7 protein-coding genes are annotated in these 12,150 nt (G+C 41.9%); 3 read left to right on the forward strand and 4 right to left on the reverse strand.

The window, feature by feature from the left end; all coding sequences use genetic code 11:
• Window positions 1–2: 2 nt before the first annotated feature.
• Window positions 3–1,229, reverse strand: coding sequence for a site-specific integrase (locus tag IR173_RS10665; RefSeq protein ID WP_217788731.1), 1,227 nt, complete (start codon window positions 1,227–1,229; stop codon window positions 3–5).
• Between the two features lie 300 nt (window positions 1,230–1,529).
• Between IR173_RS10665 and IR173_RS10670 the strand changes: the two genes are divergently transcribed.
• Window positions 1,530–2,357, forward strand: a complete 828-nt coding sequence (locus IR173_RS10670; protein ID WP_237039584.1) for a glycosyltransferase family 2 protein — start codon at window positions 1,530–1,532, stop codon at window positions 2,355–2,357.
• A gap of 76 nt (window positions 2,358–2,433) precedes the next feature.
• Here IR173_RS10670 and IR173_RS10675 read toward each other — a convergent pair whose 3' ends face one another.
• From IR173_RS10675 to argS, 3 genes are read right to left on the reverse strand one after another with little or no spacing between them, the layout of a single operon-like run.
• Complete coding sequence (locus tag IR173_RS10675) at window positions 2,434–4,257, reverse strand: LTA synthase family protein (RefSeq protein ID WP_237039585.1); 1,824 nt, start codon at window positions 4,255–4,257, stop codon at window positions 2,434–2,436.
• Between the two features lie 24 nt (window positions 4,258–4,281).
• Complete coding sequence (locus IR173_RS10680; protein ID WP_237039586.1) at window positions 4,282–4,908, reverse strand: ribonuclease H1 domain-containing protein; 627 nt, start codon at window positions 4,906–4,908, stop codon at window positions 4,282–4,284.
• 38 nt (window positions 4,909–4,946) lie between these two features.
• Window positions 4,947–6,767: an arginine--tRNA ligase gene (gene argS / locus IR173_RS10685; protein ID WP_237039587.1), complete on the reverse strand. Its 1,821-nt coding sequence runs from the start codon at window positions 6,765–6,767 to the stop codon at window positions 4,947–4,949.
• A 625-nt stretch (window positions 6,768–7,392) separates the two neighbouring features.
• Between argS and IR173_RS10690 the strand changes: the two genes are divergently transcribed.
• Entirely contained in the window at window positions 7,393–10,479 is a 3,087-nt protein-coding gene (locus IR173_RS10690; RefSeq protein ID WP_237039588.1) for a SusC/RagA family TonB-linked outer membrane protein, read from the forward strand.
• Window positions 10,480–10,493: 14 nt separating this feature from the next.
• Complete coding sequence (locus IR173_RS10695; RefSeq protein WP_237039589.1) at window positions 10,494–12,044, forward strand: RagB/SusD family nutrient uptake outer membrane protein; 1,551 nt, start codon at window positions 10,494–10,496, stop codon at window positions 12,042–12,044.
• Window positions 12,045–12,150: the final 106 nt, after the last annotated feature.

Consider the following 12,150-nt stretch of genomic DNA (forward strand, 5'->3'; position numbering starts at 1 on the left):
AGTTACATTGCTATTGAGATTTCACTAAAAGATTGATTAAGTCTGTTGCCGAACATCGTCAAATCCTTGTCTATTTTCTCTGTGGTAATCTTGGCATATTTCTGTGTCGTGGTAATGTTCGTATGCCCCAATACTCGGCTTACACTCTCAATGGGAACACCCTTGCTGAGAGCAAGCGTAGCAAATCCATGGCGACTTGAATGGAATGAAATATCCTTCGTAATACCGCACTCTTTTATCATCTTTTTCAGTGGTTTACAGATGTTCCAATAGTTGAGATTTGGGAACACCAATTTGTCCTCTTGAAACCTCTCGTAACGTTTGATTATCTGCAATGGAATATCCAGCAACTTCACTTGGAAATTTACCTTTGTCTTGTGTCGCTTGGATAGAATCCACTTCTCTCCGTTAATCTCTACAATATCATCGGTAGTCAGTTCCTTAATATCCACGAATGACAAGGCTGTAAAACTTGCAAACACGAACAGGTCTCGGATGTAAGCCAATTTCTTATCCGCAAATTCGTGTGTCATTACAGCCTTGATTTCATCTTCTGTAAGATATTGTCGCTCCTTGATGTTCTGATTTACCCGATACTGAGCAAACGGATTTCGTGGTGTCAGTCCGTTATAATGAGCCTTGGTCACGATTGTTTTCAGCCACATACAATGCGACCACACACTGCCATTGTGCAGTCCTGCATCGGTAGAGAGATAAATTTCATACTCCTTTATGAAGTCGGGAGTAAGTTCAAGCATAGAAATATCACTACGCTTGAAGCACTTCTTGATGAATGCAGCCAAATGATTTCGTGACCTTACACGCACCTTATAGGAACTTGCTGCACGGTCTATGCCTATACGTTTCTTGAAACTCTCGTTGTCTTTATCAAAAGCGCCAAGCAATGTTTCGTATTCCGTTCCGATACCTTGATAGGCATTGCGTACCATTTCGGCAGTAACATAGGCTTCTCTATCCGAAATGCGTTGATAATGCTTGATGATTTGGGCCTTGATGTTATCCAAAGCCAAATTGATGTCTCTTGATTCTTTGCTCTTGCCTTTTGCCCGATTGCCTTTTGCATCCCACATTGTTTTTGCAATAGTCAGTTTGCAACTGAATTGAGCCACAGAACCGTTGATTGTAACTCGCCCCATAATGGGGACAATACCGTTTTTCTCCTTGCTTCCGTTCACGTAGAACAGCACCTTAAATGTACTTCGCATAATCCAATTCTTTTTGGTTACAAAATTAGTTATCAGCGAGTTGTACACTGTTATGCAGAATGTAGCAGAGAGTAGAAATAAACTCCAACGACCTATAAACTTACCTCATTATCGGGTAATGATTTGAAAACCGTCTGCCTTCATTACCTTTCATTTCCTTGCACTTTTGCATCAGCGAGGCTTTCATCGAAAGTCCTCATAAGTCATTGAATACCAGTGCTGCCATCATTATTTCACCTCATTCGTTAGATTTTTCCAAAGATAATTAGTATCTTTGTCCACATTATATCATAACTATGAATTATGAAGCAAACTTCTGCCTACAGTATCGGAGTAATTATCTCTACTTACAATAACCCGGCATGGCTTGAAAAAGTCCTCTGGGGTTATCTTTTTCAAACACATCCAGCGGATGAAATAGTCATTGCCGATGATGGTTCTAAAGAAGACACCCGCCAACTGATAGAAAGCTTTAAGGACAAACTGCCCATCAAGCATGTGTGGCATGAAGATAACGGATTCCAGAAATCACGAATCCTAAACAGTGCTATTCTGGCTTCTGAATCTGATTATCTGATATTTACAGATCAGGACTGCATACCGCGTAAAGACTTTATAGCTACTCATAATGCATACGCCGAAAAGGGATATTTCCTGTCGGGAGGCTACTTCAAGCTGCCGATGGATATCAGCAGGCAGCTTACTTATAACGATATAGAAAGTGAGAATGCCTTTTCTCTTTCCTGGCTGAAAGAACAGCGCATGAAATGCAGTTTCAAATGTACCAAGCTAATTAAGAACAAAGCTTTTACACGTTTTATGAACGCTATCACCCCGACCAAAGCCACATGGAACGGTTGCAATGCTTCCGGATGGCGTGAGGATATACTCACTGTCAACGGATTTAATGAAGAGATGCATTATGGCGGACAGGACAGGGAGTTCGGAGAACGGATGTTCAACTTGGGAATCAAATCCAAGCAGATACGCTATTCTGCCATTGTGCTTCATTTGGATCATAAACGTCCTTACAAGACAAAAGAGTCGATAGAGAAGAATATCAATATCCGTCGTAATACACGTAAAACAGGTATCACGGAGACACCATTCGGAATCAAACAATTACATTAAAAAAGCTGCCGGGGCCTCATGTCCTACACATGGGTACCGGCACTCTGGAGAAGGAGGAGAAAGGATAATAAACCGTTTATCGTCTTCCCAAATCGTCGTATACACTTTGAAGAATTGCTTTACCTTTGTCTATACGGTCATTTGTTCCGGCTGGTTCATCCAGCAATATGTTTCCCGAATTATTATCAACAACCGTCACTCCCGTACTGTCACGGAAAGCAAAGCCGTTGTTGAAACTATAAAAAGCAAAAGGATAGGTATAATCACTGCCCAACACATTGCGGCTGAAGTTGAAAGAAGAATGATCCAACTCCAGTTGCCCCAATAAAGTAGCAGCTAAATCAGCCTGATTCATAATCTTGTCTATTTTCATCGGCTGCTTCACCGCCCCGCCCAGCCATAGCATAGGTATGTGATAGAATCGGGGGGAAGTATTCAACCCTTCGCGGGGATAATAAAAGCCATGATCGGGCAAACAGATAACCAGCAAATCCTTCCATACCGGAGTCTGTTTCAGTTTCTCTATAAATTTGCCCAAGCAATCATCTGTAAAGGCAAAGGCATTGGGAATCTGTTCGTCCAAGCGATGATAAGGAACTTCAAATGGTTCGTGACTGCTCAGGGTAAGGAAAGCCGTGTGCCACGGAGTTTCTTTTCTATCTTTCAATTGATTGTACAGATGCTCAAATGTAATATCATCATTTACTCCCCATGCATTGCTGGTCTGTTCGGCTAAAGAGAAATCTTTGTCGGCAGTAAGACGCTGATAACCCTTACTCAACAAATAGCTCTTCATATTGGTAAAGTTGATATCTCCTCCATAAAGAAAATCGGTCTTATACCCTGCTTTCACCAATTCCTCTGCAATGGAAGGCAAAGTGCGGCTCTTTGCCGGGATTTTCATGACCGAGGCCGTCGGGAGTCCCAAATATCCACTGAAGGTACAGACGGTACCACGGTCGGTCCGGAAACTGTTGGCATAACAGTTTGTGAAGAAAACACCTTCTTCTGTCAAGCGATTGAAATGAGGAGCTACATCAGGAAGACCGCCCAGAGGTTCGATAAAAGTACCTCCGTAACTCTCCATCAAAATGACAAGAATATTGGGACGCTTCGTATTCAATACCTCCATGATGCTGTCACCGTCTGTCGAGGGATAAAGTCCGTCAAACAGTTCGGCGCGTTTTCCTTCTTCGAAGAAATTAAATTCAGATGCAAAGTCTTGCGATTTCCCCATGGAGGAGAGCAAACTGAAATCAGGATTGACTGCCGAATGATTCAAAAACTGCTCACTACTGAAATACACCTGACCGACGTTGGAAGTCGACTCGGTAACTCCACCCCGGATAATGATAAACAGTACTCCGCCTATCAGCAGCATAATTCCTGTCCCTGCCAGCCTTGTTCGGACAAGTGTCAAAACCGAAGGAGTTATTTTCAGCAATATCCACGTATTCAATATGATAAGCACTAATATCGCCAATACCCGCAGGAGAATGAATCCCGGCGACACACTTGCCAAAGCTTCTTTGGGAGAATCAATATAAAGGAAAATAGAGGCATCCAACTTAAATCCCCAAAAAGGATAAAGCCCCATGTCTACCACAAATATGACAGAAACAAGGGTGGCAATGAGCACATAATATCCCCAGAGGATTTTCTTCAATGGGAACCGTTGAAACCAAATGCTAATCAATATAAGAAGAAAAGGAAATGCCGTCAGATAACCGGTCATGGCTGCATCAAGACCGGCTCCGTGAATCATCACGTGCAGAAAATCAGTAAAGCCAAATCCTTTCTCAATAGCACCATTATAAAGCATAAACAATGGCTTCTGCAAAATAAATATCAGTAAGACTGTAAAGAAGTACAGGCTGATATAGGCAATCCGTTTCTTCATATCTTTCATTTATTATAGATATCTTTATTTCCGTCCGAAGTCTGCGGGGACCTCTCCCCAACGGTCGGTCTCCCATTTCAATAAGGGAGTGGTATAAGCATTATCTCTCAACCAGTTTTCAGCTCGCTCTATCATCCGAAAGAGTTCTTCTGTCCTTGGAGTACGTTCGAGCTTGGTCTTGCATTTCTTCTGCTTTACCCAGCTCAGGGCATTCCGGCTATCTGAGTAAACAGGCATATTGATTTTTTTTTGTTTCATCAATGCCAATGCATGCACTATGGCGAGAAACTCACCGATATTATTAGTTCCATATACAGGGCCGAAATGAAAAATTTCCTGCCCGGTAAGAAGATAAACACCCCGATACTCCATAGGGCCGGGGTTTCCGCTACAAGCGGCATCGACTGCCAGGCAGTTCATATCAAAATTCTCGGGAAGTTGCCGGGGGACTTCTTCTTTCTTCACCGCATTCTTTCCCACATAATGGAAAGCAGAGGAAGCAAACGCCTGTTCTGCTTCATCCCGGGTGTCAAAGGATTTGTAGAGTGCACCTTCATAACCCTTAATCTGTAATTGGCAATCAGTCCAAGAGTGATATACTCCCGGACTGACTCCTTTCCATACTACATAATATTTCTGTTTTTTTGCCATCTGCATTGAGATTACACCCTGCGTACGGATTGCTTACATTACATGCGCTCCGGCACTTCAATACCCAACAGTCCCATTGCAGTCTTCACAATCTTGCCCACATTGGCACTCAATGCCAGACGGAAAATCTTAAGCGCTTCGTCTTCTTCACGCAAGATGCTGAAATCATGGTAGAACTGATTATATTCCTTCACCAAATCGTATGTATAGTTGGCAATAATAGATGGATTATAATCCGTACCTGCTTGCTTTACAACCGTCTTGAAGTCAGCCAACATCTGAATCAAGCCTTCTTCTTTTGCACTCAACTGCAATCCTGCCGGAATCACTTCGGGAACAGCGATGCCTGATTCGGCTGCTTTACGCAACACCGACTGGATACGGGCATAAGTATATTGGATGAAAGGTCCTGTATTACCATTGAAATCAATGGATTCCTTCGGATTAAACGTCATGTTCTTACGTGCATCCACTTTCAGGATAAAATACTTCAAAGCACCCAAACCTACAATGCGGGCAATATCATCGGCTTCTTCTTTAGACAATCCGTCCAATTTACCCAATTCGGCTGAAGTTTCTTTTGCTGTCTCAATCATGCCTTCCATCAAGTCGTCGGCATCCACCACAGTTCCTTCACGACTCTTCATCTTACCTTCCGGCAACTCTACCATACCGTATGAGAAGTGAACCAATCCTTTACCCCATTCAAAACCCAACCTATCAAGCAAGATGGACAATACCTGAAAATGATAATTCTGCTCATTTCCTACTACATATATCATCTTATCGATGGGATAGTCCTGAAAACGGAGTTTGGCAGTACCTATATCCTGAGTCATATAAACCGAAGTACCGTCTCCACGAAGCAACAGTTTATGGTCCAATCCTTCCGCGGTAAGGTCGGCCCATACCGAATTATCCTCCTTACGATAGAAGAATCCCTTTTCAAGCCCTTCCATCACTTTATCCTTCCCTTCCAGATAGGTATTCGATTCATAGTAAATCTTATCAAAACCAACTCCCATCATCTTATAGGTTTCATCAAAACCGGCATACACCCAATCGTTCATCTTTTTCCAAAGCGCACGGATTTCGGGGTCGTTAGCCTCCCACTTACGCAGCATTTCGCGAGCTTCCTGCATCAAAGGCGAGTTAGCCTCAGCCTTTGCTTTAGCTTCTTCCTCATTCATTCCTTCTGCCTGATATTGGGCCATCAGCTCTTTTACTTCCGCCTTGTAGTGCTTATCAAAAGCTACATAATAATCGCCAATCAGGTGGTCACCCTTCTTGCCTGACGATTCGGGAGTCTCACCATTACCATATTTCAACCAAGCCAGCATAGACTTGCAGATATGGATTCCGCGGTCGTTTACAATATTGGTTTTCACCACCTTATTGCCATTTGCCGCCATCACATTTGCCAATGCATTACCCAGCAGGTTATTACGGACGTGTCCCAAGTGTAAAGGCTTGTTCGTATTCGGCGAAGAATACTCAATCATCACCAACGGAGAGTTTTCAGTAGCTTTCTCTATACCATATTCCGGTTGAGCCTGAATAGAATTCAACAGTTCAATCCAACAATCCGAAGCAATAGTCAAGTTCAAGAATCCTTTTACCGCATTATAAGCAGATATCAGCTCAGGAGCATTCTGGTGCAAATATCCGCCGATTTCCTGTGCAGTCTGTTCAGGGCCTTTCTTAGACATTTTCAAGAAAGGGAAAACAACCAATGTGAGGTGTCCTTCAAACTCTTTCTTTGTCTTCTGGAGCTGTACCATTTTTACTGGTACTTCCTGTCCGTACAGCATTTTGATAGCGCTGATAATGGACGCGGTAAGTTTTTCTTCTATATTCATAGCGTGTAAGTACTTATTTGTTATTGAGTTGCAAAGATAAACATTTTAGATGAAATCTTTTCTATCTTGCTCCAATTTACTCTAGTACATATCCAATTCCTCTATAATTTTCCGTTTTTCATTTTACTCCAGTCTATGCTACTCTTAAATAAACACTTGCTCCTGATGATTATAAAGTATATACACAAACTTTTTTTCTAGAAAAATGCTTGATAATCAATAGTTGCCATCCGATTCTTCTTATAGAAAGAAAAACACACATACTGCTTTGAAGAACTTGTTGCCATAAACAGAAGCAACGTTGTAACAAACATGCAAAATCTTAACAGACTTCAAGCACCCGCTCGTTTAACATTAGTGAATAAATCTCGTCATCGCTTGCCTTAGCAATAAAAATACATTAAAAAACTTTATTCTATTCAAATTAAAATACATATATTTGCGCCCATTATATTATAATTTAAACTATTACTCAAAAGCAAGCAGAGCATAATTTATGAAAGAAAATAATAAAGGGGAAACAAGACAAGCACTGATATAATAAAAAATGAGATAAAGAATTCATCAACATAAAGGTCACAGAAAGTGGCTATTAGTAAAATCCAAAATTAAAAGCCAAGTTTATATGAGCAAAATTTCTTTATTTTTATGTAGTTTACTATTTTGTATTACTACATATGCGCAGGAAATTACAGTAACTGGTAAAGTAACAGCCGGAGGAGAGGAAATGCCGGGTGTTACCATAGCTGTAAAAGGACAACCTCGCGGTACTATTACCAGTGCCAATGGTAATTACCAACTTCAGGTGAGAGGTAATGAAAGCCTCATCTTTTCTTTTATCGGTTATGAAACAGTCACTATTCCGGTGAATAACCGTAAAGTTATCAATGTAGAACTGAAAGAGAGCAGTCTAATGGTAGATGAAGTGGTCATTACTGTGCCTTACGGTACTGCCAAAAAGTCCACTTTTACGGGTTCGGCTAGTTATATTGCCGCAGGAACGATTGAAAAATCACAAGTAAGTAATGTATCAAAAGCATTACAAGGAACAGTAGCCGGACTACAATCATTTTCATCAAGTGGACAACCGGGGTCGGATGCAACAATCCTGATTCGTGGTGTAGGCTCTGTCAATGCTTCAAACACTCCGCTTTATGTGGTAGATGGTGTGCCTTATGATGGAAATCTGTCTTCTATTGCATCATCGGATATTGCATCAATCACCGTATTGAAAGACGCTGCATCTGCTGCTCTTTACGGTTCTCGTGCTGCTAATGGTGTAATCATGATTACAACCAAACAAGGGGCTAAAGACAGTGCACCTGTTATCGAACTGTCTGCCAAATATGGTTTCTCCAGCCGTGCACGCGCCGACTACGACCAGTTAAATACAAACCAATATTTCGAATTATACTGGGAGGCATTACGTAATTATCGTATGGATAACGGTTACTCTGCTGAAGATGCTGCTGCGTGGGCATCAAGCAACGTAGTTGGCCGTTTGGGTATCAATCCTTACGGAACCGGAATTCCCGAACCTATCGGTCACAATGGGAAACTGGTATCAGGAGCTACTCCGTTATGGAACGACAGCTGGGACGACGCCCTTTCACAAAATGCACACTACACAGACTTGAACGTGCGCGTCAGTGGCGGTAGCAAGACATCCAAATATTTCGTTTCAGCAGGTTATATGGATGATCAGGGTGCATATATCTGTTCAGGATTCAAACGCTATACTCTTCGTGCAAATATAACTTCTGACATCCGGAAATGGTTACAGGTCGGATTAAATGTATCAGGAACCCACTCCATTCAGGATTATCCGAAACAAGACGATTCAACGATCAGCAACGTGGTATTATTTGCCCGTTCAGTCCGCCCATTTTATCCGGTATACCAACGTGATTTAGCAACCGGTGCATATTTATTGGATGAAAACGGTGACCGTCAATTTGACTATGGTGAATATCGCCCGAACTCATACGCTAAATACAACTTATTAGCCTCTATGCCTCACGATAAAAGTGAAATTAAACGTGATGCCGCTTCGCTCCGTGGTTTCATTCAAATCACCCCTATTGAAGGTCTTTCTTATAAAATGTCACTAAACATTGACTACAATAGCAAATTCAACCATGACTATGCTAATCCCACTTACGGCCCCAGCTCTATTACAGGCGGTGAAGTAAGTAAATACAACTACCGCACAACCGGTATGACCTTCAATAATGTCATTAACTACCAGCATACCTTTAAAGACGTACATAATGTGCGCGTAATGGCCGGACAGGAATATTATGAATATAATACCTCTAACTTTGGCGGTTACCGCAGTCAAATTATTATGGATGGTTTCTACGAACCGGATGCAGCCTCTTCTTTAGGTGATTTCGGCGGTAACAGCGACCAATACAAATTATTGAGCTTTTTCGGTAGTGCGGAGTACTCATACGATCAAAAATATTTCTTATCAGCATCGGTTCGTTCAGACGGCTCTTCACGCTTCCATCCCGACCACCGTTGGGGTACTTTCTGGTCTGTAGGAGGTTCTTGGAAAGTGATGCAAGAAAGTTTTATGGAGAAAACATCTTCATGGCTTTCTAACTTGACATTACGTGCCAGCTATGGTGCGCAAGGTAACGATAACATCGGTTATTATGCTTATCAGGCACTCTATTCAATCCGTAATAATCTCGGTGAATCCGGTTTACATGCTTCACGCTTGGCTACTCCGAATTTAACATGGGAAACCAACCTGAATACCAACATCGGTTTGGACTTCGGCTTATGGGACAACCGCTTGACCGGTACTGTCGAGTTCTTTGAGCGCCGCTCCAAAGATTTGCTATTCTCCAAAGACCTTGTCCAGTCTTCAGGCTTCTCAAGTATGGATGAAAACATTGGCTCCATCAAAAACTATGGTTGGGAATTTCAATTATCAGGCTATCCTATCATGACACAAGACTGGAAATGGAAACTTTCTTTCAATGCCACAACTTATAAAAACAAAATCACCTCACTGCCATCTGAAGTAATGTGGAGTGGTAACAAGAAATGGGTGAAAGGCGGTTCTTTATATGATTTCTACCTGATAGAATGGGCCGGCATTAATTCTGAAAACGGTAATCCGATGTGGTATCGTTATAATACCGAAGGTGACAAAATAACAACGGAAGACTACTCGTCAACCACCACAAACGACAGAGTAAAATGCGGTAATTCATTACCCGATTGGACAGGTGGTTTACAGTCCGAACTCTCATATAAAGATTTCACATTATCGCTTCTCTTCTCTTATTCATTAGGAGGCAAGATTTACAACAGCGATAAGGTATCCTTGCTGAGCCAAGGTCCTTCAGGAACAGGATGGAGTGTAGATATGCTGGACCGCTGGACACCGGAAAACCCGAATGCAGATGTTCCCCGTTTAACAACTTCACCGAAGAGTTCATGGACAAATTCTTCAAACCGCTTTTTGGTAGACCGCTCATACCTGCGTTTGAAGAACATCACATTCTCTTATAATCTGCCAAAGTCATTGCTCAACACACTGACATTGAAAGATGCCAGCATCTTCTTCCAAGCAGAAAATATGCTGACATTAACTAAACAGCAAGGTTTAGACCCCGAACAGACATATAGTGGCTCGACCTATTATCGCTATCCGACAATGAAAACCATTTCATTCGGTATCAATGTGAAACTTTAATACAGGAAAAGAATATGAAGACAATTTTTAAATATATACTTTCAGTTGCATTAGGAGCCAGCATACTGACTTCCTGCGATTTGGATACAATCCCTACAACTTCTGTAGATGCCGGTTCGGTATTCGGTAAAACAGGAGATGCCGAAAAGGTACTTAACGGCGGTTGGAATTACTTAATGGAAACCTTCAATTCCTACGCTAACCCAGGATATGGAGCAATGCTGCGTGCCAATGACGCAATGGGATCGGACGTGGTATTGAATGACAAATACGGCTTTAGATCGCACAATCAATTTAATGCTATATACGGAAAAGGCGGTACCAACACATTGAGTTGGCTACTTTGCTATCGTGTCATTAATGATTGCAACGGAGTATTGGACAATATCGATAATGCCGAAGGAACACAAAACGACAGAGATCGCATTAAAGGACAAGCACTTGCATTACGCGGATTCCTTTATCTGCATCTTGCATCATGCTATTCTTTTGCCATCGACAAAGATCCCAATGCTGTATGCGCCCCTATCTATACAAAATCAACCGATGAGGTTTCTGCTGCTGAAGGAATGCCGGCATCCAGCGTAAGCGAAGTGTATGCACAATCTATCAGTGACTTGGAAAAGGCATTAGACCTTATCCCCGAGACATACATACGTAATTCCAAGCATAAGATTGACAATCAAGTTGTATTGGGACTGCTTTCACGTGCTTGCCTTTACGCACGCCAATGGGAGAAAGCCAAGAATTATTCCGACCAACTTTTGGCAAAAAACAACTATTTAATGAGCGAAAGCGAATATAAAGAAGGTTTTAGTAATGCCGAAAACAAGGAATGGATTTGGGGACATCCTCAAACCAATGACCAGAACAATGCCAGTTATCAGTTTTATTATCTAGACACCACTACTCCGGGATCCTATTATTACAGTTTTAATGTAGATCCTTATTTCCGTGACTTATTTGAAGATGGAGACTATCGTAAAGAAATGATATATTGGGCAACCGACCCGGGAGCAGATGTAGAATCGGCTGCTTATGTATGGATGCGTAATGCGAAATTTAAATTCCGCGACATTCAGAACACTGTTGCCGATATCGTATTGATGCGTGTTGCCGAAATTTATCTAATCAATGCAGAAGCAAAGGCTCGTCTGAACGATCCGGACGCTGTCAACAAACTGAATGAACTGAAAGCAGCCAGAGGAGCACAAGCCATTTCAACAAGCCTGACAGGAGAAGATTTACTGGAAGCTATTTGGTTGGAACGCCGCAAAGAACTATGGGGTGAAGGTTTCAGCTTGATAGACATTATCCGTAACCAGAAAAGTGTAGTTCGCAAAGAATATCCCGACGATAAAATAGATTATACCTATACGGATTCAGAAGGTAAAGAACATACCGTAAAAAAGACTCCGCAAGGACACCGTTACTTTAACTTCCCTGACAAGAGCAACTTCTGTCCGAACAGCAAATACTATCTGTATCGTATTACCGACTCCGAAGAGTTGACTAACACCAAACTGTATAGTGTTTATCCCAAACTTTCCATTTATATGGAATAACAGCGAACTCTAACAAAAAGTAAAGGGAGTGTGTCAAAACTAAACCGACCTATCCCATCGTCAGCTGTAGGGGCAGGGTTTGCCTGCCCGAAGACACAAAACAAAC

This window comes from Phocaeicola faecalis, from assembly GCF_021730445.1.
Classification (GTDB): Bacteria; Bacteroidota; Bacteroidia; order Bacteroidales; family Bacteroidaceae; genus Phocaeicola; species Phocaeicola faecalis.

What these genes read in the sequence shown, in the direction of transcription:
- IR173_RS10690 (WP_237039588.1), top strand. Translation starts at nt 7,393, where the DNA reads ATGAGCAAAATTTCTTTATTTTTATGTAGTTTACTATTTTGTATTACT.
- IR173_RS10695 (WP_237039589.1), top strand. Translation starts at nt 10,494, where the DNA reads ATGAAGACAATTTTTAAATATATACTTTCAGTTGCATTAGGAGCCAGC.
- IR173_RS10675 (WP_237039585.1), bottom strand. Translation starts at nt 4,257, where the DNA reads ATGAAGAAACGGATTGCCTATATCAGCCTGTACTTCTTTACAGTCTTA.
- IR173_RS10670 (WP_237039584.1), top strand. Translation starts at nt 1,530, where the DNA reads ATGAAGCAAACTTCTGCCTACAGTATCGGAGTAATTATCTCTACTTAC.
- argS (WP_237039587.1), bottom strand. Translation starts at nt 6,767, where the DNA reads ATGAATATAGAAGAAAAACTTACCGCGTCCATTATCAGCGCTATCAAA.
- IR173_RS10680 (WP_237039586.1), bottom strand. Translation starts at nt 4,908, where the DNA reads ATGGCAAAAAAACAGAAATATTATGTAGTATGGAAAGGAGTCAGTCCG.